The sequence below is a fragment of the Pseudooceanicola aestuarii genome (genome assembly GCF_010614805.1).
GTDB classification, from domain to species: domain Bacteria; phylum Pseudomonadota; class Alphaproteobacteria; order Rhodobacterales; family Rhodobacteraceae; genus Pseudooceanicola; species Pseudooceanicola aestuarii.
The window spans coordinates 65328-89856 of record NZ_JAAFZC010000001.1; the positions used below are offsets into that span (position 1 = coordinate 65328).

25 protein-coding genes are annotated in these 24529 nt (G+C 66.4%); 10 read left to right on the plus strand and 15 right to left on the minus strand.

Annotated features, from left to right (window positions below):
- The first annotated feature begins 14 nt into the window (after positions 1 to 14).
- On the plus strand, positions 15 to 1112 hold the full coding sequence (locus G5A46_RS19895) for a hypothetical protein (protein ID WP_163846205.1): 1098 nt from the start codon (positions 15 to 17) through the stop codon (positions 1110 to 1112).
- A 58-nt stretch (positions 1113 to 1170) separates the two neighbouring features.
- Here the strand turns inward: G5A46_RS19895 and G5A46_RS00255 are convergent, their stop codons facing one another.
- Positions 1171 to 1428, minus strand: coding sequence for a BolA family protein (locus G5A46_RS00255; RefSeq protein WP_163846207.1), 258 nt, complete (start codon positions 1426 to 1428; stop codon positions 1171 to 1173).
- A gap of 74 nt (positions 1429 to 1502) precedes the next feature.
- Between G5A46_RS00255 and G5A46_RS00260 the strand changes: the two genes are divergently transcribed.
- The gene (locus G5A46_RS00260) at positions 1503 to 2129 is read left to right on the plus strand and encodes a J domain-containing protein (RefSeq protein WP_163846209.1); all 627 of its coding nucleotides are present in this window, start codon (positions 1503 to 1505) and stop codon (positions 2127 to 2129) included.
- A gap of 116 nt (positions 2130 to 2245) precedes the next feature.
- Here the strand turns inward: G5A46_RS00260 and msrB are convergent, their stop codons facing one another.
- From msrB to G5A46_RS00295, 7 genes are all read right to left on the minus strand, one after another.
- Positions 2246 to 2737, minus strand: a complete 492-nt coding sequence (msrB, locus tag G5A46_RS00265) for a peptide-methionine (R)-S-oxide reductase MsrB (RefSeq protein ID WP_163846211.1) — start codon at positions 2735 to 2737, stop codon at positions 2246 to 2248.
- A gap of 138 nt (positions 2738 to 2875) precedes the next feature.
- Positions 2876 to 3442 carry a fasciclin domain-containing protein gene (locus G5A46_RS00270; protein ID WP_163846213.1) on the minus strand — a complete coding sequence of 189 codons (567 nt, stop codon included), beginning with the start codon at positions 3440 to 3442 and terminating at the stop codon, positions 2876 to 2878.
- A 306-nt stretch (positions 3443 to 3748) separates the two neighbouring features.
- Positions 3749 to 4537, minus strand: coding sequence for an inositol monophosphatase family protein (locus G5A46_RS00275; RefSeq protein WP_163846215.1), 789 nt, complete (start codon positions 4535 to 4537; stop codon positions 3749 to 3751).
- Between the two features lie 355 nt (positions 4538 to 4892).
- Entirely contained in the window at positions 4893 to 5321 is a 429-nt protein-coding gene (locus G5A46_RS00280; RefSeq protein ID WP_163846217.1) for a protein tyrosine phosphatase family protein, read from the minus strand.
- An 8-nt stretch (positions 5322 to 5329) separates the two neighbouring features.
- Positions 5330 to 5773 (minus strand): DUF6691 family protein, encoded by a 444-nt coding sequence (locus G5A46_RS00285; protein WP_163846220.1) that lies wholly within the window; start codon positions 5771 to 5773, stop codon positions 5330 to 5332.
- Positions 5773 to 6198 carry a YeeE/YedE family protein gene (locus G5A46_RS00290; protein WP_163849807.1) on the minus strand — a complete coding sequence of 142 codons (426 nt, stop codon included), beginning with the start codon at positions 6196 to 6198 and terminating at the stop codon, positions 5773 to 5775. The genes G5A46_RS00285 and G5A46_RS00290 overlap by 1 nt, the downstream gene beginning before the upstream one ends.
- 78 nt (positions 6199 to 6276) lie before the next feature.
- On the minus strand, positions 6277 to 7140 hold the full coding sequence (locus G5A46_RS00295) for an MBL fold metallo-hydrolase (RefSeq protein WP_163846222.1): 864 nt from the start codon (positions 7138 to 7140) through the stop codon (positions 6277 to 6279).
- Positions 7141 to 7466: 326 nt separating this feature from the next.
- Here G5A46_RS00295 and G5A46_RS00300 point away from each other — a divergent pair, with 326 nt between their 5' ends.
- A complete protein-coding gene (locus G5A46_RS00300) occupies positions 7467 to 7691 on the plus strand; it encodes a hypothetical protein (protein ID WP_163846224.1) in 225 nt (74 codons plus the stop codon).
- Positions 7692 to 7799: 108 nt separating this feature from the next.
- Here the strand turns inward: G5A46_RS00300 and G5A46_RS00305 are convergent, their stop codons facing one another.
- Entirely contained in the window at positions 7800 to 8015 is a 216-nt protein-coding gene (locus G5A46_RS00305) for a hypothetical protein (RefSeq protein ID WP_163846226.1), read from the minus strand.
- Between the two features lie 170 nt (positions 8016 to 8185).
- Between G5A46_RS00305 and G5A46_RS00310 the strand changes: the two genes are divergently transcribed.
- A complete protein-coding gene (locus G5A46_RS00310; RefSeq protein ID WP_163846228.1) occupies positions 8186 to 8443 on the plus strand; it encodes a DUF2312 domain-containing protein in 258 nt (85 codons plus the stop codon).
- A gap of 251 nt (positions 8444 to 8694) precedes the next feature.
- Here the strand turns inward: G5A46_RS00310 and G5A46_RS00315 are convergent, their stop codons facing one another.
- Positions 8695 to 9132 (minus strand): Lrp/AsnC family transcriptional regulator, encoded by a 438-nt coding sequence (locus tag G5A46_RS00315; RefSeq protein WP_163846230.1) that lies wholly within the window; start codon positions 9130 to 9132, stop codon positions 8695 to 8697.
- A 123-nt stretch (positions 9133 to 9255) separates the two neighbouring features.
- Here G5A46_RS00315 and G5A46_RS00320 point away from each other — a divergent pair, with 123 nt between their 5' ends.
- From G5A46_RS00320 to G5A46_RS00330, 3 genes are all read left to right on the plus strand, one after another.
- Positions 9256 to 10377 carry a type III PLP-dependent enzyme domain-containing protein gene (locus tag G5A46_RS00320; protein ID WP_163846232.1) on the plus strand — a complete coding sequence of 374 codons (1122 nt, stop codon included), beginning with the start codon at positions 9256 to 9258 and terminating at the stop codon, positions 10375 to 10377.
- A gap of 134 nt (positions 10378 to 10511) precedes the next feature.
- Positions 10512 to 12809, plus strand: coding sequence for a xanthine dehydrogenase family protein molybdopterin-binding subunit (locus G5A46_RS00325; RefSeq protein ID WP_163846234.1), 2298 nt, complete (start codon positions 10512 to 10514; stop codon positions 12807 to 12809).
- Positions 12787 to 13851, plus strand: coding sequence for a DUF2235 domain-containing protein (locus G5A46_RS00330; protein ID WP_163846236.1), 1065 nt, complete (start codon positions 12787 to 12789; stop codon positions 13849 to 13851). Before G5A46_RS00325 ends, G5A46_RS00330 begins: the two co-directional genes overlap by 23 nt.
- A gap of 297 nt (positions 13852 to 14148) precedes the next feature.
- On the opposite strand, the gene G5A46_RS00335 is transcribed toward G5A46_RS00330, so the two are convergent.
- Positions 14149 to 14640, minus strand: coding sequence for a PaaI family thioesterase (locus G5A46_RS00335; protein WP_163846238.1), 492 nt, complete (start codon positions 14638 to 14640; stop codon positions 14149 to 14151).
- Positions 14641 to 14721: 81 nt separating this feature from the next.
- Positions 14722 to 15588 (minus strand): methylenetetrahydrofolate reductase [NAD(P)H], encoded by an 867-nt coding sequence (metF, locus tag G5A46_RS00340; RefSeq protein WP_163846240.1) that lies wholly within the window; start codon positions 15586 to 15588, stop codon positions 14722 to 14724.
- A 94-nt stretch (positions 15589 to 15682) separates the two neighbouring features.
- Here metF and G5A46_RS00345 point away from each other — a divergent pair, with 94 nt between their 5' ends.
- Positions 15683 to 16585, plus strand: coding sequence for a LysR family transcriptional regulator (locus tag G5A46_RS00345; RefSeq protein WP_163849808.1), 903 nt, complete (start codon positions 15683 to 15685; stop codon positions 16583 to 16585).
- On the opposite strand, the gene G5A46_RS00350 is transcribed toward G5A46_RS00345, so the two are convergent.
- The 3 genes from G5A46_RS00350 to G5A46_RS00360 all read right to left on the minus strand — a co-directional run bounded on the left by G5A46_RS00350 (position 16582) and on the right by G5A46_RS00360 (position 21781).
- Positions 16582 to 19272 (minus strand): ATP-binding protein, encoded by a 2691-nt coding sequence (locus G5A46_RS00350; RefSeq protein WP_163846242.1) that lies wholly within the window; start codon positions 19270 to 19272, stop codon positions 16582 to 16584. The two genes, G5A46_RS00345 and G5A46_RS00350, sit on opposite strands and share 4 nt — an antisense overlap.
- Before the next feature lie 667 nt (positions 19273 to 19939).
- Positions 19940 to 20332 (minus strand): response regulator transcription factor, encoded by a 393-nt coding sequence (locus G5A46_RS00355; RefSeq protein WP_163846244.1) that lies wholly within the window; start codon positions 20330 to 20332, stop codon positions 19940 to 19942.
- A gap of 69 nt (positions 20333 to 20401) precedes the next feature.
- Complete coding sequence (locus G5A46_RS00360; RefSeq protein ID WP_163846246.1) at positions 20402 to 21781, minus strand: helix-turn-helix transcriptional regulator; 1380 nt, start codon at positions 21779 to 21781, stop codon at positions 20402 to 20404.
- Positions 21782 to 22000: 219 nt separating this feature from the next.
- On the opposite strand from G5A46_RS00360, the gene G5A46_RS00365 reads away from it, so the two are divergent.
- Positions 22001 to 23377: a substrate-binding protein gene (locus G5A46_RS00365; RefSeq protein ID WP_163846248.1), complete on the plus strand. Its 1377-nt coding sequence runs from the start codon at positions 22001 to 22003 to the stop codon at positions 23375 to 23377.
- Positions 23378 to 23495: 118 nt separating this feature from the next.
- Positions 23496 to 24527 carry a branched-chain amino acid ABC transporter permease gene (locus tag G5A46_RS00370; protein WP_163846251.1) on the plus strand — a complete coding sequence of 344 codons (1032 nt, stop codon included), beginning with the start codon at positions 23496 to 23498 and terminating at the stop codon, positions 24525 to 24527.
- Positions 24528 to 24529: the final 2 nt, after the last annotated feature.

Genomic DNA, 24529 nt, shown 5'->3' on the forward strand with positions numbered 1-24529 from the left:
TCAATTGGATCGAGATGACCATTTTTGAGTACAGGGTTGTGCCCGCCCCCCAGCGGGGCAAGCGGGCGCGGGGCGCCAAGGGCCCCGAAGGGCGGTTTGCCCATGCCATCGAGACGTTGATGAACGAGATGGCCGGCGACGGTTGGGAATATTGGAGGGCGGAAACCTTGCCATCGGAGGAACGCTCCGGCCTGACCTCCGTCGCCACGACCTATCGCAACCTGCTGATCTTTCGGCGGCGCCGGGCGGGCAGTACCGACGCGTTCCGGCCCGAGTTGCTGGAACCGCCCGAACGGGAGGAGACGCCGATCCTGCTGCCCGCGGCTGAAGCGGCGCAGGATTTCCGCGACCCACCGGAAGAAGACGATGAACACGGCGCACAGGAAGTCACTGCCAGCGACGGCTTTGCCGAGCTGCTGCGCCGCCGTGCCGCCCGCCTCTCCGGTGCGTGGAACGATGACAGCCGGGGCCTTCGGCAGGATGCCGACGCGATCTCCGACATGCCCGAGGACAGCGCCTTCCCCGCCGATCAGGGGGACGAGGCGGTCGAGGACGAAACTGACAGCGCGACTGGTATCGATGCCGCGCGCCGATCCAATGCCACGCCCGAAGACGCCCCCGTTCCGCCGCAAGACAGCACACCGGAGATCCCCGCCGGGGGGCCCGGCCGCGTGATCGCCGCCGCCTTCGTCCCGCAGGACAGCGCCGAGGCGACCGCGCTGAACTCCGCCCCGGATACCGGACCGAGCTCCGCCCTGGATGTCACCACCGAGACCCCCGTCACGCAGGTAGAGACGGCGCCGGCAATCGGCCCCGACGCCGCGAGCCGTGAACCAGCGCCCGACGCCACCGTGGTCGACGCGCCGCGCCTTGTAGGACGCAGATTGCCCGAAAACCTCCGCGTGGTCGACCGCTACGCCCCCATGGGCGGCGACACTCCGGACCCCGCACCGGCATCGCCCCCCCCCCCGGAAGCACCTGTCGACACAGCCCCGGACGCCCCTTCCTCAGGCGACTTCACGCCCCCTGCCGATCCCGATACGGAGGACGAGGCCGAAGCCGACCTGACCGAGGTGCCGGAGGCGCTGAAATTCCGCGACGCCCGCCCCTGAGGCCCGCCGGATCCTTGCGGCATGGGGCGCCGCGCGGCAGCAGCCGGACAAAGGGGGGCTATGCTTCCAGTTCCAATGCCAGGGCGTGGATGCGGCTGATCAGATCGGGCCCCAGGGCGGCGTGAACCGCGCGGTGGCGGGCGATCCGGGACTGCCCTTCGAAGGCGGCGGCCTTCATGCGGATGCGAAAATGACTTTCCCCCCCCTCCTGGTACCCGGCATGGCCGCGATGGCTTTCGCTTTCGTCCAGCACTTCCAGCCGCTCCGGAGTAAAACTGCGCTCCAACGCACTGCGGATCTCTGCCGTTCGGGACATTTTTTCTTCTCCTGCCTCTTCAATCTCTCGCATCTCAGACTAAACTGCATCGCCTGACTCGGAAAGGAGCACTCATGCCCAAGCCTGACCCATTCGGCTTTGATATGTCGGTTTCCTCGGCCAAAAAGAAAACCAACCGCGGTCGTCGCGGTATGTCCGGCGCATCCGAGACATCGACCCGCGTGTGCGAACATCCGGGCTGCGAGGAGGCGGGAAAGTACCGCGCGCCCAAGGCGCCGGACGTTCTGGACGAATTCAAATGGTTTTGCCGGGACCACGTTCGCGAATACAATCTGAAGTGGAACTTCTTTGACGGAACAACCGAAGCGGAAATGAACGCTCAGATGTCCAAGGACAAGGTCTGGGACCGCCAGACCAAACCCATGGGCGACCCCGAACAGCGCGCCTGGGCGCGGTTGGGGATCGAGGATGCGCACCAGGTTCTGGGCGCCAACGCGACACAGAACCCCGGCCGCAACGGCCAGGCCGCTGGCCGGCGCCTGCCCCCCACGGAACGCCAGGCGATCGAGATCCTGGAGGCACGCGATGATTGGTCCAAGGCCGAGGTCCGCAAGGCCTACAAGGCGCTGATCAAGGTGCTGCACCCGGATATGAACGGCGGCGATCGCAGCCAGGAAGAACAATTGCAGCAGGTGGTCTGGGCCTGGGATCAGATCAAGGACAGCCGCAACTTCAAGTGAGGCCTGCCTTGCGGAATGCGGCTAACATTCTGAGCTGAAATTGGAAGAGGCCGGCCCTGACCCCTCAAGGATCGTGGCCGGCCCTTTGCCGGAAACAGGGCGTGGCCCCCGCGCGGTCAGGTATTGGTTGGGGTGAACTTCAGGCTGACGCCGTTCAGGCAATGGCGCTTGCCGGTGGGTTCGGGACCATCGTCGAAGATATGACCCAGATGCGAACCGCAGCGGCGGCAATGTACCTCTGTGCGCGTGGCAAACAGGCTGCGATCCGGCTTGGTCCGGACAGCATCATCCGCGATCGGCCGGGTAAAGCTGGGCCAGCCGGTGCCCGAATCGAACTTGTCCGCCGAAGAGTAGATCGGCAGGTCGCATCCCCGGCACAGGTAGGTGCCATCTTCTTTCAGGTCATGCAACTTGGAACTGTAGGCAGGTTCCGTACCGTCTTCGCGCATGACCTTGTATTCCAGATCGCTCAGCATCGCCTTCCATTCCGGCACGCTGCGCTGCACCTCGAAACTGCCGGAAGCGGCGTTCAAGGGGCCCCTTGCAAGGCCTGTGGCAAAGGTGCTGGCCGTGGCGGCCGCGGTGGTCAGGAAAACACGACGTTTCATCTGGGGGCCTCCTTTCGGAAGGGTCTTGTCTTGAAGAATTTGCATTGAATCGGAGGGAAAAAGATCGGCCGCCCGCGAGGGGTGCGGGCGGCCGTGAGGTTCGGTGCGGCCCGGATCACGCGACCCGGCCGCGCCGGATTACATCGCGGGCATCAGCACCGTGTCGATCACGTGCACGACGCCGTTCGACTGATCGACATCGGCGACGGTGACATTGGCGACGTTGCCCTGCTCGTCTTCGATCATGATCGCGTCGCCATCATAGGTCGCCTGCAAGGTGCAGCCGCCGACGGTGGGTACCGGGTGCTCCCCACCGTCATCGTCGATCATGCCACGGATGGCGTCCGACATGGCATCGGCGGCGACGACGTGGCAGGTCAGGATCTTGGTCAGCTGTTCCTTGTTTTCAGGCTTCAGCAGGTCTTCGACAGTACCTTCGGGCAGTTTCTCGAAGGCGGCGTTGGTGGGGGCGAACACGGTGAACGGGCCTTCGCCGCTCAGCGTTTCAACCAGGCCTGCGGCCTTCACGGCGGCAACCAGCGTGGTGTGGTCTGCGCTCTGCGAGGCGTTCTCCACGATGGTCTTGTCAGCGAACATTTCAGCGCCGCCCACCATCGGGTTCTTACCGCCATGGGATTCGGCAAAGGCGCCCCCGGCCAGCAGGGCAGAGGTCGCAGCGGCGGTAATCAGGGTCTTGAACGTCATCATCATTCTCCATCTGTTGGCTTCGAGAACCTTCCCGAAGCGCCCAATTTTCTGTCAGGCTGCTGGAGATACGGGCAGTAGCTCTGCCCGGTTTCGAAAAAGGCGATGACGTCTTCTCACGACAATTCACGGAAAATTTTCGGGACTTCACGACGATGCGCACTAGCGAACCTTCCTGTCTTGTCGCCGTGGCCCGCGCCGAACCTAGGTCGCCAACAAGGATCGCCTGCCCCCGAAATGACGAAAGGGCCGCCCCCGGGGGGGAGCCCATCGCTCACGGTCGTGCCTCTGGGCTCCGCTTCAGGTTCAGGTGTTGCGAATGACCTTGGTAAAGGCGTCGAACAGCCCTTCGTTGGCGGTGATCACCTCGCCATCGGCAAAGATATCACCGTCCTTGCGCAGCGGCTCCACCAGCGCACCGGCCTCGCGCAGGATCACCAGCCCGGCGGCCATGTCCCAGGAATTCAAGCGACGTTCCCAGAAGCCGTCGTACCGGCCCGCCGCCACATAGGCCATGTCCAGCGCCGCCGCCCCCCAGCGCCGCACCCCGGCACAGGCGGGCAGCAGCCGCGCCAGGTCCTGGATCGTGGCCGGCAGGTCGGAACGCCCACCAAAGGGCAGGCCCGTAGCATAGATCGATTCGATCATCCGCGTCCGTCCGGAGGCGCGGATGCGGCTTTCGTTCATCCAGGCGCCTTCGCCTTTCTCCGCAAAGAACATCTCGTTCTTGGCGGCGTCAAAGATCACGCCGGCGACCATCTGACCCTTGTGTTCCAGCCCGATGGAAATCGCCCAATGCGGAAGGCCGTGCAGGAAATTCGTGGTGCCGTCCAACGGATCGACGATCCAGCGGCGGGTGGGATCCTGCCCGGCATCCTCGCCCCCCTCCTCGGCCAGCCAACCATAGGTCGGACGGGCGGTCATCAATTCTTCTTTCAGGATCTTCTCGGCGGCGATATCGGCCCGGCTGACGAAATCGCCCGCGCCTTTCATCGACACCTGAAGGTTCTCCACCTCGCGGAAGTCCTTCACCAGGGAGCGGCCCGCCTTACGGGCGGCCTTGATCATGATGTTGAGATTGGCGCTACCGACCATTGGGGCCTCCTGTGTGTCAGATCGCGCGTATAGACGCGGCGACCGCGTTTGCCAAGGCGTCTGGACGCCAGCGGGCCTGTGCCGGCGAACGCCGACCGCGCCGGAGATCGCCCCCTTCGGGACGAAATACCGCGGGGGTGAATTGAGCGCAGCTCAAGAGGGGGCAGCGCCCCCTGCCACATCTCGACCCTTTGCAACGTCGGGTCGACAGGTTCGTCGCCGCGCCGCTGACGCCGCCGCAGCATGGGGGGCACCGCAAGTCGCGGCAAGGCTGGGTCCACTGCTTTGCCACGTCCCGCGCCCAGCTCCTGCCCCGCATTCAGCCCCTGCCCCGCATTCAGCCCCTGCCCCGCGTTCAGCCCGCCGACAGCTCTTCCAGACGGGGGCGCAGCGCGGCCAGGTCATAGCCGGCCCTGGCTGTGGTGGTCAGGATCTCCTCCGGGGCCATTCCGGCCGTTGCCTGGCCCAGCGACCAGATCACCGAACAGCGCGTGCCAGAGGCGCAATAGGCCAGCACCGGCCCGTCCGAGGCTTCCACCGTCTGCATCTGGATCGCGGTATTCTCAGGCGTCATGGTCTGATGGGTCAGCGGCAGTACCACGAAATCCAGCCCGGCCGCCTTGGCCGCGCCGGCCATTGCGTCGGCCTGCCATTCCGGCGGGTTCTCGGCATCGGGGCGGTTGCAGATCACCGTGGTGAACCCGGCCTCGCGGATCGCGGCCATATCCTCGGGCGCGATCTGGGGAGAGACGGCATAGCGGGGGGTCAGGGGTCTGATGTTCATGCCTTTGGTTAGTCCGCCGGAACGGCCCTGTCCAGCCTGTCGCGCAGGCGCGGCGCGATCGCCATGCCCAGCACCATGAAGCCCAGGAAGACCACTCCCTGCCACCCGCCGAAGGACAGCGAGGCCACTGCCGGTCCGGGGCACAGCCCCGCCAGCCCCCAGCCCAGGCCGAAAAGGACGGATCCGACCACCAGCCGACGGTCGACCTCGGGCCGGGGCGGCGCCGGGAAGGTGCCCCCCGCCAGCGGGCGCAGCCGCCCGGCGCGCGCCCGGATCAGCGCCCAGGCCAGCGCCATGGGCAGGATCGCCCCGCCCATCACGAAAGCCAAGGTGGGATCCCAGTCACCGAACACATCCAGCCAGCCCTGCACCTTTGTCGTGTCGGTCAAGCCGGACAGATAGAGGCCAGTGCCGAACAATCCGCCGGCGACCAATGCGATCAGTCGATGCATCAAATCACCCCCAGGATGTGCCGGAACAGAACCACCGTCAGCCCGCCCGCCAGAATGTAGAAAAGGGTCGCCACGATCCCACGCAGCGACAGCCGCGAGATCCCGCAGACCCCGTGTCCGGAGGTGCAGCCATTGGCCACCCGCGTGCCTAATCCGACGCATAGCCCCGCCGCCGCCAGCACCCACAGCTCCGATGTCGCCCGCGTCTGCGGATCCCCGACAAAGGGCAGCAGCAGCAACGGCATCAGAACCACCCCGGCAAGAAAGATCAGCCGTTCGGCCGCCGTGTCGCGGCCCGACCCGTCCACCAGCCCGCCGATGATGCCGGAGGCCCCCATGATGCGCCCATTCCCCAACAGGTAGACGGCACCGCCGGTCCCGATCAGCACCCCGCCGACCAGCCCCATGATCCAACTCGATTCCATGTTCATTCCAAACGATCTGTCCCGACCTGACTCTGCCCGCCCGGCGGTGCGCCGGGATGGGCGGTCAGGCAAGGCGTGTCAAAGCTTGTTCACCGGCACCTTCAGAAAGACGTCACCCTGCGCGTCCGGTTCGGGCATCTGTCCGGCCCGCATGTTCACTTGAAGCGACGGGATGATCAGCCGGGGCATCGCCAGCGTGGCGTCGCGGGCGTCGCGCATCTGAACGAATTCTTCGGCCGTACGGCCCGCGCCGATATGCACGTTGCGGGCCTTCTGGGCGCCGACAGTGGTTTCCCACGCGTATTCGTCGCGACCTGGCGCCTTGTAATCGTGGCCGACGAAAATCCGCGTCTCCTCGGGCAGGGCCAGGATCTTCTGGATCGAGGCGAACAGCTGCGCGGAGGAGCCGCCGGGGAAATCGCAGCGCGCAGTGCCGAAATCCGGCATGAACAGCGTATCCCCGACAAAGGCGGCATCTCCGATCACATAGGTCAGGCAGGCCGGTGTATGGCCAGGCGTGTGCACCACATCGCCGCGCAGCTGGCCGATGGTGAAGCTGTCGCCATCCTCGAACAGCTGATCGAACTGGGAACCGTCGCGCTGGAACTCCGTCCCTTCGTTGAAGACCTTGCCAAAGGTGTCCTGCACCTGGGTGATCCGTTCGCCGATGCCGATGCGCCCGCCCAGCCGCTCTTGCAAGTAGGGCGCGGCGGACAGGTGATCGGCATGGACATGGGTTTCCAGCAGCCAGGCGACACGCCACCCCTTGTCGCGCACGAATTCGACGATGGCATCGGCCGACCGCGTGTCGGTCCGGCCCGAAGCATAATCGAAGTCCAGCACCGAATCGATCACCGCGCAGGCGCTGCCCCCCGGATCACGCAGGACGTAGGAAATGGTGTTCGTGGCCTCGTCGAAAAAGGCGGTCACTTCGGGTGTCATGGCGTCCCTCCTGTTGCCTGAAACATATAAAGATTATTGAATGTGATGCAAGCCCCGGTTTTTGTAGGGTCATTCGCGATCTGTCGGGACTGGTCCGGAGGCAGCGCACCACGCACCGGGGACGGCAACCTGTCGCCGCTGCTGACACAATCTGAAACATCCGTTGGCAGCGGCGCGGATCCGGCGTACCTTGCATCATGCGGATCGGAGGAGCCGCACCCACCGCCCGACAACCAATGCTTAACCATCCGCCACCATTCTGCCGGATGGATCGCCGAGAGCTGCTTTCGGACGGCAGGGCAACGCGACAGAGAGGGGAGCATGCCATGACTTCAGACAGGATCACGGAACTGAACCACGAGGCGGCCTCCGTCACGTCGCTGATCACGGACGAGGCGCCCGGACGGCGGCATCGTCACCTGGACCGTCTGCACCGGCTGGTCAGCGATTACGCCCGCACCGGCACCGGCGTACCCGCGCAGCTGCGCCGCCTGCAAGAGGATCTGACGAATGAAGCGATGGAGGCGCGGTTCGACAACCTTCCCGTCTGACAGCTGGACCGGTCCGGGCGATGGGCTCGTCCGGGATGGGTCTGACCGGGAAAGGGGCAGACTGCCCCTTGCACCCTGCCCGTTGCGCCCCGGCGGGCGTCCGGCGGATCAGCCCAGGAAAATGCCCAGGATCACCATCATCAGCCCGATCACCGACAGGAACAGCGCGCCCATGTTCAGGGGCATCGCACGCTGGACGGCGGCGCGCAGTTCCTCGTCGCTCTGGGCGGTGCGGCGGGCGCGCAGCACCGTCAGGATCGACCAGACCAGCCCGGCCAGCCCCAGAACAGAGATCAGCGCACCGATCCAGACCAACCATTCCATGCGTGTCTCCCTTGCTGTGCCGTGACAGGCGATGGCGCGGACGCCACCCCGGCGACCGCGCGCTCCGCGCCTAAGCCAAGTCCCGCCGCCACGCAAGGCCGGAAGGGCTTGCGGCAACGCCGCGCGGACGCTAGCAGATCACTCTGACCCCGATCAACAGGAGCGCAGGAATGAACGAAGAGGCAGAGGCCAGCTATCGCGTCACGGCGGACGAGCTGCGCCAGTTCATCGAACGGATCGAACGTCTGGACGTTGAAAAGAAGGACATCGCCGATCAGCAGAAGGAAGTCATGGCCGAGGCCAAGGGCCGTGGTTACGACACCAAGGTGATCCGCAAGGTCATCGCCCTGCGCAAGCGGGAGCCCGACGACATCGCCGAGGAAGAGGCGGTTCTGGACATGTACAAACAGGCCCTCGGCATGGGCTGACCGCATGGGCTGACCCCGTCCGACCGGGTCCGGCCCGGTCGTCGGGAGGCCCGTCTCCGGCCCCGGGGGCGCATGCGCTGCGCGGGCCGGGGCTGTTTTCTGCCGCGCGCCGCCGGGCGGGCGGCCGGGGCGCACCGCCATCCCGGCGCGCCCCTTGTCGGCCGCCGCGACCGGCGGCGATGGGGCTACCGGGATGGGTACGGTGGCGATTGCCGGGGCCGTTCCCGTGTGCTGCTGGCCCCGTGCGACCGTTACCCCCTGTCGATCCGGGTGGACAGATGGATCAGGCTTTCCGATGACCGCACCCCGCGTGCGGCGGTGATGCGGTTCAGCGTATCGTCCAGTGCTTCGGTCGTGGGGGCGGAAATCTGCACCTTCAGATCGAACCGGCCCGAAGTCGTGTGCACGCTGTCGACCTCTGCCATGTCGCGCAGGCGGGCCAGCACGGCAGGTTCGGCGCGGGGTTCCAGCGTCAGCAGGACCGTGGCGCGCAGGGCCGGCGCCGCCCGTCCGCCCAGTCGCAGCGCATAGCCGGCAATGGCGCCGATCCGTTCCAGCCGCGCGATCCGGGCCTGCACCGTGGATCGCGCCAACCCCAATTGCCGCGCCAGATCGGCCACGGGGGCGCGGGCGTTATCCGCCAGCAGGCGCAGGATGGCGGCATCGGTTTCGTCGATCTGATCGGTCATGCGGGCAATCCGTCGGAACTTTTCCATCGATTAGGCGAACTGCTTCGTGAAAGCGACAGAAATCCGCGCAATCGTGATCCTGCGCGCGGCCCACCCGCGCCGCAGCATCCGCAGGAGGCCCCCATGACCCGCCATCACGCCCTGTCCCACCCGGAGGCCCACCTGGCCCAAATCCGACCCGATCACCCGATCCCGTATTTCTGCCCCGCCGAATTGCAAGCGACGGCACGGCGGTTCCAGGCCGGGTTTCCGGGGCTGGTCACCTATGCGGTGAAAGCCAATCCCGAACGGGTGGTGCTGGACAATCTGCGGGCGGCCGGGATCACCGCCTATGACGTGGCCTCCCCCGTAGAGATGCGGCTGGTGCGGCAGGCCGCGCCCGATGCGGCGCTGCATTACAACAATCCCGTGCGCTCGGCGGCGGAGATCGGGCAGGCGGCGCAATTTGCCGTCTCCTCCGCCTCGGTAGACGATGGCGCGGGGCTGCGGGCGGTGGCGCCGCTGGGCTGCGAAGTCGCGGTCAGGTTCAAGCTGTCGGTGACGGGCGCGGCCTATGATTTCGGTTCCAAATTCGGCGCCGAACCGCAGCAGGCGGTGGCCCTGCTGGCCGAGGTCGGCCGGCGCGGGCTGACCCCGGCGCTGACCTTTCATCCCGGCACCCAATGCGAAGACGCCGCCGCTTGGGAAAGCTATATCCGCGCGGCGGCGGACATCGCCCGGGCCGCCGGGGTGCGACTGGCGCGGCTGAACGTCGGCGGCGGATTTCCCGCCCACCGCACCGGCCCCGCCCCGGATCTTGAGGCGATCCTGACCCGGATCGCCGCCGCCTGCGCCACGGCGTTCGGCCCGCAGGCGCCCGCGCTGGTGTGCGAGCCGGGGCGGGCGATGGTGGCCTCTTCGGTGTGCCTGGCGACGCGGGTGAAGGCGCTGCGCGACGGCGGCGCGGTGGTGTTGAACGACGGGCTCTATGGCGGATTGTCGGAGTTGCGCGATATTGCAGTCACCGATCGGATACGGGTGATCACCCCCGAAGGCCTGCCCCGCACAGGCGCCCGCCGCCCGCGCGTGATCTTCGGCCCGACCTGCGATTCGGTGGATCGACTGCCCGGCATGCCGGAACTGCCCGGGGATCTGGCGGTGGACGATTACGTGCTGTTCGACGGCATGGGCGCCTACGGCCACGCCATCGCCACCGGGTTCAACGGTTACGGCCCCGGCCCCACCGTCAGTGTCGCGCGGTTCTGATCGGCAACGCGCGCCGGGACGCGGTCGGTCGAAGCCGGGGGAAACCGCATTTGTGACAAAAGAACCGCGCCCGGCCTCTGGACAGTCGGCGGTGCGTGACTAGTCTCCCCCCTTGCAGACCATTGGGGGATCGCATGGAAAAATTCGGGAAGTCACAGCCGGTTCGACGCATCGAGGATGTGCGTTTCGTGACCGGTCAGGGCCGGTACATCGACGATGCCACCCCGGCGGGGGCGCTGTTTGCCTATGTCCACCGCGCGCCGGTGGCCAATGCCCGGATTACCGAACTTGACCTGGAAGACGCCCGCCAGGCGCCCGGCGTCCACATGGTGATCGCCGCGCCCGACCTGGCGGAGGCCGGAGTGACCAAGGGGCTGATCGCCACCCCGGCGCCCAATCGCGACGGCAGCAAGGGGGCGCAGCCGCGCCATCCGCTGCTGGCCGACGGCATCGTCCGGTTCGCGGGCGAAGGGCTGGCCCTGATCGTCGCCGACAGCCCGGAGGCCGCCCGCGATGCCGCCGAGTTGATCGTCTTTGATTACGAAGACCTGCCTGCCGTCGCCACGCCGGGCGCAACCGGCGCCGATCTGCATCCGGAGGCGCCCGGCAACCGTGCCGTGGATTACGCCACCGGCAACGAGGACGCGATGAAGGCGGCGTTCGATGACGCGGCCCATGTCGTTCACGCCGACGTGGTCGATCACCGCATCATGGTCGTCCCGATGGAGCCGCGCGGCTGTTTCGCCGAATGGGACGGCACGCGCCTGCACCTGGCCATGGGGGGCCAGGGGGTCTGGGCTCCCAAGCGCGAGCTGGCCCGCCTTTTCGACCTGGAGGAGGACGACATCCGCGTCACCATCCCAGATGTCGGCGGCGGTTTCGGGCTGAAGACCAAGCTGTTCGCGGAATACGCGCTTTGTGCCTTTGCGGCGATGAAGCTGGGGCAGCCCGTGCGCTGGCTTGCCGATCGCATGGAATCAATGCTGACCGACAATGGCGCGCGCGACCTGACGCACCAGGTCTCCATGGCTTTTGACGTCGATTACAGGCTGACGGGTTATCACGTCCGCACGAAATACAACCTTGGCGCCTACAATTCCAACTTCGGCCAGATGATCCAGACCTTCCTGTTCGCCCGCGTGCTGATGGGGGTCTACGATTGCCAGGGCGCCTTCCTGGAGGCGGAGGGGTATTACACCAACACCGCGCCCACCGATGCCTATCGCGGCGCCGGCCGGCCGGAAGCGATCTTCCTTCTGGAACGGATGATGGATTACGCCGCCCGCGACCTGGGCATCGACCCGTTCGAGCTGCGCCGCAAAAGCTTCATCCCCGTGGACTCCTTCCCCTACACGACCGTGACGGGTGAAACCTATGACGTGGGCGATTTCAACCGGGTGCTGGACCGGGCCATCGACTTCGCCGATGTCGCCGGGTTCGGCGGTCGCCGCGCCACGGCTGAAGCGACGGGGCGCCTGCGCGGTCTGGGCCTGTGCTATTATATCGAAAGCATCCTGGGCGATCCGTCGGAAACCGCCAAGGTGGAATTCAACGCCGATGGCACGGTCAATATCTACGTCGGCACCCAGTCCAACGGCCAGGGTCACGAGACGGTCTATGCCCGGTTCCTTTCGGACCAGACCGGCATCCCGATGGAGATGATCCGCGTCATCCAGGGGGACAGCGACCGCATCGCCAAGGGCGGCGGCACCGGCGGCTCCCGCTCTGTCACCACGCAGAGCAACGCGACGCTGGCTGTGGTCGGCACCATGGTGGAGAGTTTCGCCACCTTCCTGGCCGAGAAGATGGAGGTCGACCCCGCCGACATCAGCTTTGACGACGAAAGCTTCCGCATCCAGGGCTCCAACGCCGCGCCCACCCTGATCGACGTGGCCGAGATGGCACGGGAGGCCGGACGCGAGGATCTGATGATCCACGAACAGACCGCCAAGCTGCCGGCGCGGTCCTATCCCAACGGCGCGCATATCGCCGAAGTGGAGGTCGACCCGGAAACCGGCCGGACAACGCTGGAGAAATACACCGTCGTCGATGATTTCGGAAACCTGATCAATCCCTTGCTGGCCGAGGGCCAGGTGCATGGCGGCGTCGCCCAGGGGGCCGGGCAAGCCCTGATGGAATTGGCCCATTACGACACCGACGGCCAGTTGGTCACCGCCAGCTTCATGGATTACGCCATGCCTCGTGCCGCCGACATGCCTATGTTCGTTTTCACGACGGAGGCGGTGCCCTCCACCTCCAACCCCATGGGGATGAAAGGCTGCGGCGAGGCCGGAACCGTGGGCGCCATGGGCGCCACGGCCAATGCCGTGATGGATGCGCTGTCGCGGCGCGGGCTGAGCCGGGCGGACATGCCCTTCACCCCGTCGCGGGTCTGGGCGATGTTGCAAAATGTTCCTCGGGCGGCTGAGTGACCTTGCGGCCCGGCTGTTTGCCGGGCCGTGGCTGCAACGCAAATCGCGCGGCGGTGTCCAGGCCCGGCGCGGGCCGGTCACCCATGTCGTCGTGCTGGATGGCACCATGTCCACCCTGGAGGAGGGCACGGAATCCAACGTCGGGCTGATCTACAAGTTGCTGGCCGAACATTCCGGTCATGACCTGTCCCTATATTACGAGGCCGGCATTCAGTGGACCAGCTGGTCCCGCACCCACGAGGTGCTGATGGGCCGGGGATTGAACCGGCAGATCCGCCGCGCCTATGGCTACCTCGCCTCCCGCTATCGGCCCGGTGACCGGATCTTCTTCTTCGGGTATTCGCGGGGCGCCTATGCCGTGCGCTCCTTGGCCGGGCTGATCGACCGGGTCGGCCTGCTGAAGGCGGAGGCGGCGACCGAACGCAACGTGCGCCAGGCCTATCGCCTGTATCAGGACATCCCCGATGCGGAAGCCGCCCGACGTTTCGCCACCGCCCATTCCCATCCCGAAACCCGAGTGGAGATGATCGGCGCCTTCGATACGGTGAAATCGCTGGGCCTGCGCCTGCCGTTGTTGTCGCAGATCACCGATGCCCAGCACGCGTTCCACAACCACGCCCTGTCCGATTGCGTCCGCGCCGGGTTCCACGCCCTGGCGCTGGAAGAAACCCGGCAGGTCTACGCCCCGGTGATGTGGGAAAGCACGGAGGGTTGGCAGGGGCGGCTGGAACAGGTGTGGTTCCCCGGCAGCCATGGCGATGTCGGCGGCTTCCTGGGCGGCGACCTGGCCGCGCGCGGCCTGTCGAATATCCCGCTGGTCTGGATGCTGACCCAGGCAGAGGTGCGCGGCCTGCCGCTGCCACAGGGCTGGCGCGACCGGTTCCCCCGCGACCCGGAGGCCCCGTCGATCGGCATGTGGCAAGGGTGGAGCAAACTGTTCCTGCTGCGCGCCCGCCGGGAAGTCGGGCGCGACCCCTCGGAGCGCCTCCACGAAAGCGCGGTCACACGGGGCCTTCACGTCACGCTGCCGGTCTACGGATAGAACGGCGCCCGACCGGTCCGCGTGCGGCCGCGCGGTCAGGATCGATGCGGCTTGCCGGCGCGGGGCGCCTGGGCCAGCAGGGCGAACATGTTTGTTGCGCCGGACGTGGCAGCGCCATGCGCCTGGGCCACAGCATGGTGACAGCGCCCCGCCACTGCGGGTTCCAGCGGCCAAGCCCCCCCCGTCCCCCCGCAACCGGGCGCAGGCGCGGGTAGTGGGTGCCGGTCAGGCAGCGCAACCCCGGTCATGGGCATTCATCGCGCAGCGCAGATTACGCGGTTTCACCGCGTAGCCCGGTTACGCGGCACCGGGCATCTTCAGCACGATGCAGGTGGTGGAGCCGGTGGCATAGAGTTTCCCATCCTCCACCCCGCGAATTTCACCAATGGCGATACCGGTAGAGCGGCCGACATGCTGGGCTGTTCCGATCGCCCGGACCTCCCTCCCGATCGGAACAGAGCGCAGGATGTTGATCTTGTATTCCAGCGTCGTGTAGGCGTGGCCGGGCGGCAGCCGGGTGCAGATCGCGCAGGCCATGCAGCTGTCCAGCAGCGTGCCGTACCAACCGCCATGCACTGTGCCCATCGGGTTCACGGCCATCGCGGTAGGCGCACCGGAAAAGACCACCATACCATCCTCCGCCTCGGTCAGGCGATAGCCCAGAAGCGCGCCGATGCCCTTCTTGTCGAACTCCGCGTCCTGCCCGGGCAGCATCTGGCGCATGTAGTCCAGCCCGTTGATATCGGGGCTGCCCAGGGGCACCTTTGTCAGCAGCTGGTTGTCGCTCATTGCCGTGTCCTCCGCTCTCTCCTGCGCAGGCTATTTGCGCAACGCGGAAGGATCAACCGCAGAGCGGAGGGGACGCGGCGTTCAGGCCACGTTCTCCAGCGTGACATCGGGCGCGACACCCAGGGCATGGCAGACATCGCGGGTCAGTTCCGGCCGGTTGAGCGTGTAGAAATGCAGCGTTTCCACCCCTTCGGCGATCAGCTTGGAACACATCTCGGTGCACAGGGCGGTGGCCAGCAGATCCTCACGCCCGTCGCGGGCGGCCTTCTCGAAGGCGTCGTCCAGCCAGGCGGGCACATCAGTGCCACAGCGCAGGGCGAAATTGCGCGCGCCCTTCCAGTTCTCGATCGGGAAGATGCCGGGGATCACAGGCTTGTCGATCCCGGCCTTGTCACAGGCGTCGCGAAACCGCAGGAAGGTATCGGTTTCAAAGAAGAACTGGGTGATGGCCTCGTCCGCGCCGGCCTGGAATTTGCGCTTCAACCATGCGACATCGGCGGCGGTGTCGGCGGCATCGGGATGCGGCTCGGGATAGGCGCCGACGCGGATGGTGAATTTGCCACGCTCGGCCAATGCCTGCACCAGATCAACCGAATTGGCGAAACCGCCGGGATGCACTGAAAAGGCGCCCTGCCCCTTGGGCGGGTCGCCGCGCAGGGCCACCAGCTCGGTCACGCCTGCCTCGGCGAAACTGTCGGCGATGGCCAGCGTCTCGTCCTTGGTGGCATTCACGCAGGTCAGGTGGGCGGCGACGTTCAGACCCATGTGCTTGTGCAGGGTGGCGACGGCATCGCGGGTCAGGTCCCGCGTCGTGCCCCCCGCGCCATAGGTCACGGAGACAAAGCGCGGCGCCAGCGGGGCAAGGACATTCACCGTGTCCCACAGGCGGAACGACGCCTCCAGCGACTGGGGCGGAAAGAATTCAAACGACACGTCAGGCGTGGTCATGGCGGTAGCTCCCTCGCGTTCAGGCCCTTGTGGCAGGGCGACGTCCATGAAACAACCTCATAATCCTCACCATGATCATGAGCTGAGCTTCAAGATGCACATAGAGCTGCGGCACCTCAGGACAATTCAGGCCATCCACGAGGCGGGCGGGTTGGCCCGTGCGGCGGATGTTCTGAACATAACACAATCGGCGCTGTCCCATCAAATCCGCGGGATCGAGGACCAGGCCGGGGTGGAATTGTTCGTCCGCCGGTCCAAGCCGATGCGCCTGTCCGCCGCCGGCCAGCGGATGCTGCGGGCCGCCCGCAAGATCCTCCCCGAGGTGGAGGCGCTGGCCGCCGAATTCGCCCATCTGCGCGACGGCAGCGCCGGGAGGCTGCATATCGCGCTGGAATGCCATGCCTGCTATGAATGGCTGTTCCCGGTGCTGGAATTGTTCCGCCGCGCCTGGGGCGACATCGACGTCGACATCCGGCCCGGCCTGTCCTTTGCCGCGCTGGATGCCCTGCACCGGGAGGAGGTCGACCTGGTCATCAGTTCCGACCCGGAAGACGGGCCGGATTGCGATTTCGCGCCACTGTTCGACTATTCTCCGACCTTTGTCGCGGCGGCCGATCATCCGCTGGGCGCGCGCGGCTTCATCACCGCCGAGGATCTGGTGGACCAGACCCTGCTGACCTACCCGGTGGAGCGGGGGCGGCTGGACGTGGCCAAGCTGCTACTGGATCCGGCGGGGCTGGACCCGGCGGGCTGGCGGCAGGTGGAGCTGACGGAAATGATCCTGATGCTGGTTGCCTCCGGGCGCGGGGTATCGGTGCTGCCCGACTGGGTGCTGCGCGGCGCCCGCGCCAGCCGCGAATTCGTCACGCGCCCGCTGGGCCCCACCGGCCTGTCGCGCCGCATGTATGCCGCCACCCGTGCGGGACAGGCCGCGACCCCCTACATCGCCCATTTCATCCGTCTCGCCCGGACGGAGGCGGTAAAACTGCAACGCTAGGCGCCGGGCAGCGTCGGGGACGGGTGCAGCGGCAGGCTGACCCGGAACGCCGCCCCCCCCTGCCCCGGCAGGTAGGTGATGGATCCGCCCAGCCGGGCCATGATCTCCCGGCAGATGGCAAGGCCAAGCCCGGCACCGCCGACCTTCGGCTCTCCGATACGGGAAAATTTCTCGAAGATCAGGTTGTGCTGCGCGGTAGCGATACCCGCGCCGTTGTCGATGAAATCGACCAGCAGCATGTCGCCCGCGCGCCGCGCGGTGATCCGCAATTCAGGATCGGACGCGGTGCAATATTTGCGCGCATTGGCGATCAGGTTGATGAACACCTGCGCCAGCCGGTCGGTATCGGTTGCGATTTCCGTCTCCTCGCCCTCGGGCTGACGGATGACGCGCAGCGGGACGTCCGTCTGCCCGGCGGCGGCCAAAGCGCGGTCCAGGATCACCCGCAGGGAGGTGCGGCGGATATCAAGGCTGACGCGGGCATTTTCCAGCACCGACAAATCCAGAAGGTCATCCAGCAACCGCGTCAGGCGGCCGGCCTCCTCTTGCATGATGGCGGCATATCGGGCCTTTTGCGGCGCGCTGAGGCGGTCATCATCGCGCAGGATCTCCGAAAAGGACCGGATGGAGGTCATCGGCGTGCGCAGCTCATGGCTGATCTGACTGAGAAAGGCATCCTTCTGCACCGACAGCTCCGTCAGTTTCTCGTTGGCCTTGCGCAGCTGCCGAGCGGTGCGGGCAAGCTCGTCCGACTTGGCCTCCAGCTGGTTGGAATATTCCATGATCTGCGCCGTCTCGTCCGCCACGGCCATCAGATCCTCGACAGAGACGGAGGCCCCGCCGACGATCTGGCCGACCATGGCATGGGCCGCCGCCGCCCCGACGGAGCCTGACAGCTCCCGCTCCAGCGATTGCAGGAAGTCGGCGGTGGGATCGGGCAGGTAGCCGCTCACGCCCTGGCGCGCGGCCTCGCGCCGGAACAGGGTTTGCGCCTCCACCGGGCCCAGGATGCGCTGCGCCATGATCATCAGGTCCTCGCTTTGCGCGACGCCCCCGGTCCAGCCGCGCGGCGTGCCGGAATGGGCATAGACATTGACGAATTGCGCGCCCTGCAACCGCTCCATCGGCGAGGGAAAGGAAAACAGCGAAACGGTGATGAACAGCGCCGCATTCAGCATCAGCGACCACAGCACACCGTGCACCAGAGGATCCAGCCCCGCGATCCCGAACAGCGCTCGCGGCCGCAGCCAGCCCAGTCCGAACGGCCCCTGCGCCAGCACGTCGCGCGGCACGATCACGTCGGCGCCGAAGGACGGCAGGAACAGGCACCAGACCCAGATCGCAAAGCCGGTCGCCAGCCCGGCCAGCGCGCCGTTGCGCGTCGCCCCGCGCCAGAAGATCCCGCCCAGCAGCGCCGGCAGGAACTGCGCCACCCCGGAAAAGGAAATCAACCCGATGGCGGCCAGCGCCTCCCCCCCGCCGGTGATCCGGTAATAGAGGTATCCCAAACCCAGCACCCCCACGATGGAGGCCCGCCGCGCCAGCAGCACCACACTGCGCACATCGCCCGACACCATCGCCCCGACCCCGTTGCGCCGCAGCCAAAGCGGCATGACGATATGGTTCGACACCATGGTCGACAGCGCGATCGCCGCCACGATCACCATCGAGGTGGCCGAGGAAAAGCCTCCCAGAAACGACAGCATGGCCAGCCGGGTTTCGCCCTCCATCAGGGGGACGGTCAGGACGAACATGTCCGGGTTGGACCCCGTCGGCAACCGCGACAGCCCGGCCACGGCGATGGGGATGACGAAGAGGCTCATCAGCATGACGTAGCTGGGAAAGGCCCAGGAGGCGGTGCGCAGGTGGCGTTCGTCCTGGTTTTCCACCACCAGAACCTGGAACATGCGCGGCAGGCAAAGGAACGCCGCCGCCGACAGCAGGATCAGCCCGGCCCAGCGGTCATTCTGCATCGACCAGGTGCCCAGTGGAGAGGCGTCGATCGCCGCCAGAGTGCCCGCGACCCCGCCGCCCAGCCCCCAGACGACGTAGACCCCCACCGCCAGCAGGGCGCAAAGCTTGACCACCGCCTCCAGCGCGATGGCCATGACGACACCGTTGTGCCGTTCGTTCACGTCCAGGTTCCGGGTGCCGAAGATGACGGTGAAGAACGCCAGCCCCGTCGCCACCCAGAAGGCTGAGAATTGCGATTTCTCCAGGTCCGGGGTGGTCGGGTCGGCGGCGGCGAAGATGGCAAAGCTTTGCGTAACCGATTGCAATTGAAGCGCGATATAGGGGGTGGTGCCGACCACCGCGATCAGGGTGACAAAAACGGCGAGCAGGTTGCTCTTGCCATAGCGCGAGGAGATCAGGTCCGCGACCGAGGTGATCCGCTGGGACCGGCCGATGCGGACGATCTTGCGCAGGGCCCAGAACCAGCCGATCATCACCAGCGACGGGCCGATGTAGATCGTCAGGTATTCCAGCCCCGACCGCGCCGCGTAGCCGACGGCGCCGTAAAACGTCCAGGCCGTACAATAGATCGATAGCGACAGCGTGTAGACGGCCGGAGAGCGGAACCAGCTGCCCTGCCCCCGCCGCGCCGCCCGTTCGGCCCAGAAGGCGACCAGGAACAGGATCGCCACATAGACCAGGCAGACCGCAACCAAAACGTTGAGCGACGCCATCAGTCACGGCTCCCGGACAGATGCGGCCGTGCGGAGTTGGGACCGGCGGACCCGCATTCCCGCGCAGCGGCAGGAGCGGAAGTAGTGGGCGCGGGGGCGGCAGGAGCGGCACATGTGGGGTCGACGCGGGCGGCGGCGGCGGATGGCGCGGATGGGCCGCCTGCCCCAGCCGGGACAGGAACCACAGGTTGCGCGGGCAACGGCTCCGCACGCGGGTCGACCTCGGAAGGTGCAACGGCGGACGGGGCATTTTCGAAGGCTGAAACAGGGGGCATGTCAACGACAGCCGGGGAACCTGCGGGCGGGGCCTCTGCGGATGGCAATTGCGCAGTTTGGGGCCCTGCGGACGGCGCTGCGGTCGACGGTGCCACCGCAGGCGGCCCCACCGGTGGCGGTGGAAGGGGCGGGTCCAGCGGCGGAGCGTCCTCGCCCTCCTCAGGCAGGACGCGGGACAGCAGCGCGGCCACCCCGGACAGCACCGCCCAGACCCCGAAGATGTAGATCATGGCAAAGGCCGTGCCCGGCGCCGTCTCTCCCTGTTGCGGCCACATTAGCGGAACCGCCCACAGCGCAACCCCGAGGATCGGCAGCAGCCGCGCCGCATCCATGAAACGCCGCACGCGGTAGGACCGGCGTTCCAGGAACAGGCGACGGTGGGGGGCCTTGCTCATCTCCCGTCGGGGGTGCCGTCGCGAGCGCCGATCAGGTCGTTCACGGCTTCCAGCACCTCGGCATTGGAGAACGGCTTGGTCATGAAGCGGCTGGCCCCTGCGGCGACGGCCAGGTCGCGGTCCCGGCTTTGCCCGCGCGCCGTCAGCATCAGCACCGGCAGATCCCGCGCCATGGCACTGGCGCGCAGTTCCTTCAGGATGTCATAGCCCGAGCGCCCCGGCAGCATCACGTCCAGGATCACCAGGTCGGGCTGGCGCGCCTGCACCGCCGCCACCGCATCGACGCCGTTGGAATGCGTGGCCACCCGCCAGCCATCCCGCGACAGGATGAAACTGATGGCCTCGATAATGTTCTGTTCGTCCTCGATCAACAGGACTGTTTTGGACACGCAGATCCCCCTCCCCTGCGCCGTCTCCCCCGTGGCGCCCGACCTTTAAGCCGGAAACGCCGCGCCAAGTCAAAACCCATCCGTCAGGATTGACGGCTCCCGACGGGCCGGACAGGTCGATTTCTGGCAGATCCGACAGGTCACGCCAACGTGCTGCGCGGCCTCCGCGGTGGCCGCGCCAGGCAGATCCACCGGACCGCTGGCGGCCCGGATCAGCATATGCGCGGCGAAATCGGGCGCGCGGTCCGCGACGGGCGGCCCCTGCGGCGTGGCGATGGCATGCACCGCAAAGACCCCTTCGGTCCGGCCCGCCAATCGCAGATGATCGCGCAGCGGTGTCATCGGGCGGGACAGGGCCCGAAACAGCGGCCAAAGCGGACAGGCCGCCCCGAACCGGGGCAGCGGGAATTCCGCCAGCGGCTTGCGAAAGGTGAGGGTGCCGGACGCGTCGCAGATCACCAGCCCCAGCTGCCCCAGTCCCCGGGCGGCAAGCGCCTCGGCCGGCAGGGTGGCAAGGCGGCGCATTACCCGGGCGATATCGGCCTCCAGCGCATGGGCCAGCGCCACGGGGTCCGGCCCTGTCGGCCCGCCCCCGGCCCGCGCCGCCCCCGGCACCGCATCCAGCGCCGCCAGCAAATCCGCCTGCGGCAACCGCGCGGCATCGGCGGCGTAGAGGTGCAGGTGGCGGCGCAGGATGAAGCGGGCGGCGGCGGTGCCCAGCTCTCCCTCCGTCTCGGACAGCAGGGCCTCGATGGCCGCTTTGCCCGCGCCCGGCACCTCAAGAGCTGCCAGGTGATAGGCCCGGCGGTCGAGATACCGGGCGACGTCCTCCTGCGGGGAGTCCTGCGCCGTCTCCCGCGTCTGGCCCATATCCAACTCCGCCACCAGGCGCTGCGCCCCCTCTGCCAGGCGCTGGCTGTCCTCGGTGATGTTGCGGTGAAACCGGTGCTGCCATTCGGGTTCCAGCGCGTCTTCGCCCACCAGGATCTCGGCGGCGGAATGGATCGCGGTAACAGTCGACAGAACCTCGTGCAGGGAGGCCGCCAGATGCGGATCATGGGCCAGCCGGTCGGTCAGTGCCTCCACCTCCTGTTCCAGCCCCTCGGCGCGGGAATGTTCGTCGGACAACAGCCGGGCCCAGCCCGGAAACCGTCCGGCGAATTCATCCAGCCGCGCCACCTCGGCCCCGGCGCGGGGGCGGGCGGCGGCAGCGTCGCGCAGGGTGGCGATCAGCGCCTCTTCGGCGCCTTCGGACAGGGTGGCGGGCTCCACCTCCAGCGCGGCGGCGATGAGCAACAGCAGCTTTCCGCCGATTCTGCGCCGGTTGTGTTCGATGAGATTGAGATAGGAAGGGGAAATCCCGACCCGACGCGCCAGATCCGCCTGCCGCACCCCCTGCCCCATCCGCCGTTCGCGAATGCGGGAGCCTGTCAATGTTGATCGCGCCATTTGGGTTTTTCCCGGCAGTTTCAAGACGTTTCTGCACTGCAAAATAACATTTTTACAGAATTTCGAAATCTTCTGTATATTTGTTTACAAAAAAATCGTTCAGATGAAAGCAGTTGTTGCGCAATTTTCTTGTCCCTTGCCATAATTCGTTTGCACAGCTGTGCATTGCGAACCTGGGCAGAGGAGGTCCGGGACGCTGCCATCAAGGGAGGAACCTTTATGTCAAAGAACAATTTTACCCGTCGCGGATTGATGAAGACCGGTGCCATTGGCGGTGCCGGCCTCGCCGTGCCGACGATCTTCACCAGCAATGTCTGGGCCGCTTCGCACACCGGATTCACCAACGCCCCGCAGGGCGACACCGTGACCCTGGGCTTCAACGTACCGCAGACCGGCCCCTATGCCGACGAGGGCGCGGATGAGCTGCGCGCCTTCCAACTGGCGGTGGAGCACCTGAACGGCGGCGGCGATGGCGGCATGATGCAGACCTTCAGCAGCCAGAAGCTGCAAGGCAACGGCATCATGGGCAAGAAAGTTGAATTCGTCACCGGCGACACGCAGACGAAATCCGATGCCGCCCGTGCCTCTGCCAAGTCGATGATCGAGAAGGACGGCGCGGTGATGATCTCCGGCGGGTCGTCCTCGGGCGTGGCCGTGGCGGTGCAATCGCTCTGCCAGGAGGCGGGCGTGATCTTCATGTCCGGGCTGACCCATTCCAACGACACCACCGGCAAGGACAAGAAGGCCAACGGCTTCCGCCACTTCTTCAACGCCTACATGTCCGCCGCCGCCCTCGCCCCCGTGCTCGAAAGTCTTTATGGCGCGGACCGCAAGGCCTATCACCTGACCGCCGACTACACCTGGGGCTGGACGCAGCAGGAATCCATCCAGGCCGCCTCCGAGGCGATGGGCTGGGAAACGGTGGAGAACGTGCTGACGCCACTGGCGCAGACCGACTTCTCCTCCTACATCGCGCCGGTCCTGAATTCCGGCGCCGACGTTCTGGTCCTGAACCACTACGGCGGGAACATGGTCAACTCCCTGACCAACGCGGTGCAGTTCGGCCTGCGCGACAAGGAGGTCAACGGCAAGAACTTCGAGATCGTCGTGCCGCTGTATTCCGAACTTATGGCCCGTGGCGCGGGCGCCAACATCAAGGGCATCCCCGGCTCCCAGAACTGGGACTGGAAACTGGAGAACCAGATGGGCGATCGCTATCGGGGCACAAATGCCTTCGTCCAGTCGTTCGGGGAGAAATACGGCTTCCCGCCCAGCCAGGCGGCGCATACCTGCTACGCGCAGACGCTGCTTTATGCCGATGCGGTGGAGCGTGCGGGTTCGTTCAATCCCTGCGCCGTGGCAGAGGCGCTGGCCGGGTTCGAATTCGACGGGCTGGGCAATGGTCCGACGCTCTACCGGGCCGACGACCACCAGTGCTTCAAGGACGTTGTCGTCGTGCGCGGCAAGGAGAACCCGGAAAACGAGTTCGATCTGGTGGAAATCGTCGAGGTCACGCCGGCCGAACAGGTCACCTATGCCCCTGATCACCCGATGTTCTCGGGCGGGCAGCTGGGGTCGTGCAACCCCGGCGCCTGAGCCTTCTGCCTCTCTTGCAAGGGCTGCGCGAGAGATCGCGCAGCCCATCACGCCCCCCGGTGCCATGTCCTGACACCCCGGGCGGATTGCATCCCTTCGACAACCCAAGGTGGGGACCATGGACGCCATAATCCTTCAAATTCTGAACGGGCTCGACAAGGGGTCGGCCTATGCGCTGATCGCTCTGGGCCTGACACTCATCTTCGGCACGCTGGGGGTGGTCAATTTCGCCCACGGCGCGCTGTTCATGATCGGTGCCTTCTGCGCTGTCACGGTGAACAAGCTGCTGTCGCTCAGCTTTGTGACCCTCGATCCCAGCAAGAAGGACTTTCTCGGCAATCCGACGAAGATCCTCACCCCCTATGTGGAGAAATGGTTCGGTCCCGAGGTGGGCGCGGCGATCATCGACTGGTCGGTGCCCCTGTCCATCCTGTTCGCCATCCCGATCATGATCGCCATCGGCTTCATCATGGAACGCGGGCTGATCAAGCATTTCTATCGCCGTCCCCATGCCGACCAGATCCTGGTGACCTTTGGCCTGGCCATCGTGCTGCAAGAGCTGATCAAGCATTACTACGGCGCCAATCCGATCCAGACCCCCGCGCCGGATGCGTTCCGCGGGTCGTTCGATTTCGGCCAGCTGCTGGGTTTTGATCCCAACGTGATCATCTACCCCTACTGGCGCCTGGTCTATTTCGCCTTTGCCGCCGTGGTCATCGGCGGGGTCTTCGCCTTCCTGCAATTCACCACCTTCGGCATGGTCGTGCGCGCCGGCATGGCGGACCGCGAGACGGTGGGCCTGCTGGGCATCAACATCGACCGGCGGTTCACCATCATGTTCGGCCTGGCCGCCGCCGTCGCCGGGCTGGCGGGGGTGATGTACACGCCGATCAATTCGCCGAATTATCACATGGGCATGGATTTCCTTGTCCTCAGCTTCGTCGTGGTGGTCGTGGGTGGCATGGGGTCGCTTCCCGGCGCCGTGGCGGCCGGGTTCCTGCTGGGCATCCTGGAAAGCTTTGCCTCCATGAACGAGGTCAAGGCCCTGATTCCCGGCATCGACCAGATCATCATCTACGTCGTCGCCATCGTCATTCTGCTTGCCCGTCCGCGCGGCCTTCTGGGTCGCAAGGGCGTGATGGAGGACTAATC

Excerpts from the sequence above, each read along its gene's own strand:
- G5A46_RS19895 (WP_163846205.1), top strand. The coding sequence starts at position 15 with ATGACCATTTTTGAGTACAGGGTTGTGCCCGCCCCCCAGCGGGGCAAG.
- G5A46_RS00255 (WP_163846207.1), bottom strand. The coding sequence starts at position 1,428 with ATGTCCCGAACGGCAGAGATCCGCAGTGCGTTGGAGCGCAGTTTTACT.
- G5A46_RS00260 (WP_163846209.1), top strand. The coding sequence starts at position 1,503 with ATGCCCAAGCCTGACCCATTCGGCTTTGATATGTCGGTTTCCTCGGCC.
- msrB (WP_163846211.1), bottom strand. The coding sequence starts at position 2,737 with ATGAAACGTCGTGTTTTCCTGACCACCGCGGCCGCCACGGCCAGCACC.
- G5A46_RS00270 (WP_163846213.1), bottom strand. The coding sequence starts at position 3,442 with ATGACGTTCAAGACCCTGATTACCGCCGCTGCGACCTCTGCCCTGCTG.
- G5A46_RS00275 (WP_163846215.1), bottom strand. The coding sequence starts at position 4,537 with ATGGTCGGTAGCGCCAATCTCAACATCATGATCAAGGCCGCCCGTAAG.
- G5A46_RS00280 (WP_163846217.1), bottom strand. The coding sequence starts at position 5,321 with ATGAACATCAGACCCCTGACCCCCCGCTATGCCGTCTCTCCCCAGATC.
- G5A46_RS00285 (WP_163846220.1), bottom strand. The coding sequence starts at position 5,773 with ATGCATCGACTGATCGCATTGGTCGCCGGCGGATTGTTCGGCACTGGC.
- G5A46_RS00290 (WP_163849807.1), bottom strand. The coding sequence starts at position 6,198 with ATGGAATCGAGTTGGATCATGGGGCTGGTCGGCGGGGTGCTGATCGGG.
- G5A46_RS00295 (WP_163846222.1), bottom strand. The coding sequence starts at position 7,140 with ATGACACCCGAAGTGACCGCCTTTTTCGACGAGGCCACGAACACCATT.
- G5A46_RS00300 (WP_163846224.1), top strand. The coding sequence starts at position 7,467 with ATGACTTCAGACAGGATCACGGAACTGAACCACGAGGCGGCCTCCGTC.
- G5A46_RS00305 (WP_163846226.1), bottom strand. The coding sequence starts at position 8,015 with ATGGAATGGTTGGTCTGGATCGGTGCGCTGATCTCTGTTCTGGGGCTG.
- G5A46_RS00310 (WP_163846228.1), top strand. The coding sequence starts at position 8,186 with ATGAACGAAGAGGCAGAGGCCAGCTATCGCGTCACGGCGGACGAGCTG.
- G5A46_RS00315 (WP_163846230.1), bottom strand. The coding sequence starts at position 9,132 with ATGACCGATCAGATCGACGAAACCGATGCCGCCATCCTGCGCCTGCTG.
- G5A46_RS00320 (WP_163846232.1), top strand. The coding sequence starts at position 9,256 with ATGACCCGCCATCACGCCCTGTCCCACCCGGAGGCCCACCTGGCCCAA.
- G5A46_RS00325 (WP_163846234.1), top strand. The coding sequence starts at position 10,512 with ATGGAAAAATTCGGGAAGTCACAGCCGGTTCGACGCATCGAGGATGTG.
- G5A46_RS00330 (WP_163846236.1), top strand. The coding sequence starts at position 12,787 with ATGTTCCTCGGGCGGCTGAGTGACCTTGCGGCCCGGCTGTTTGCCGGG.
- G5A46_RS00335 (WP_163846238.1), bottom strand. The coding sequence starts at position 14,640 with ATGAGCGACAACCAGCTGCTGACAAAGGTGCCCCTGGGCAGCCCCGAT.
- metF (WP_163846240.1), bottom strand. The coding sequence starts at position 15,588 with ATGACCACGCCTGACGTGTCGTTTGAATTCTTTCCGCCCCAGTCGCTG.
- G5A46_RS00345 (WP_163849808.1), top strand. The coding sequence starts at position 15,683 with ATGCACATAGAGCTGCGGCACCTCAGGACAATTCAGGCCATCCACGAG.
- G5A46_RS00350 (WP_163846242.1), bottom strand. The coding sequence starts at position 19,272 with ATGGCGTCGCTCAACGTTTTGGTTGCGGTCTGCCTGGTCTATGTGGCG.
- G5A46_RS00360 (WP_163846246.1), bottom strand. The coding sequence starts at position 21,781 with ATGGCGCGATCAACATTGACAGGCTCCCGCATTCGCGAACGGCGGATG.
- G5A46_RS00365 (WP_163846248.1), top strand. The coding sequence starts at position 22,001 with ATGTCAAAGAACAATTTTACCCGTCGCGGATTGATGAAGACCGGTGCC.
- G5A46_RS00370 (WP_163846251.1), top strand. The coding sequence starts at position 23,496 with ATGGACGCCATAATCCTTCAAATTCTGAACGGGCTCGACAAGGGGTCG.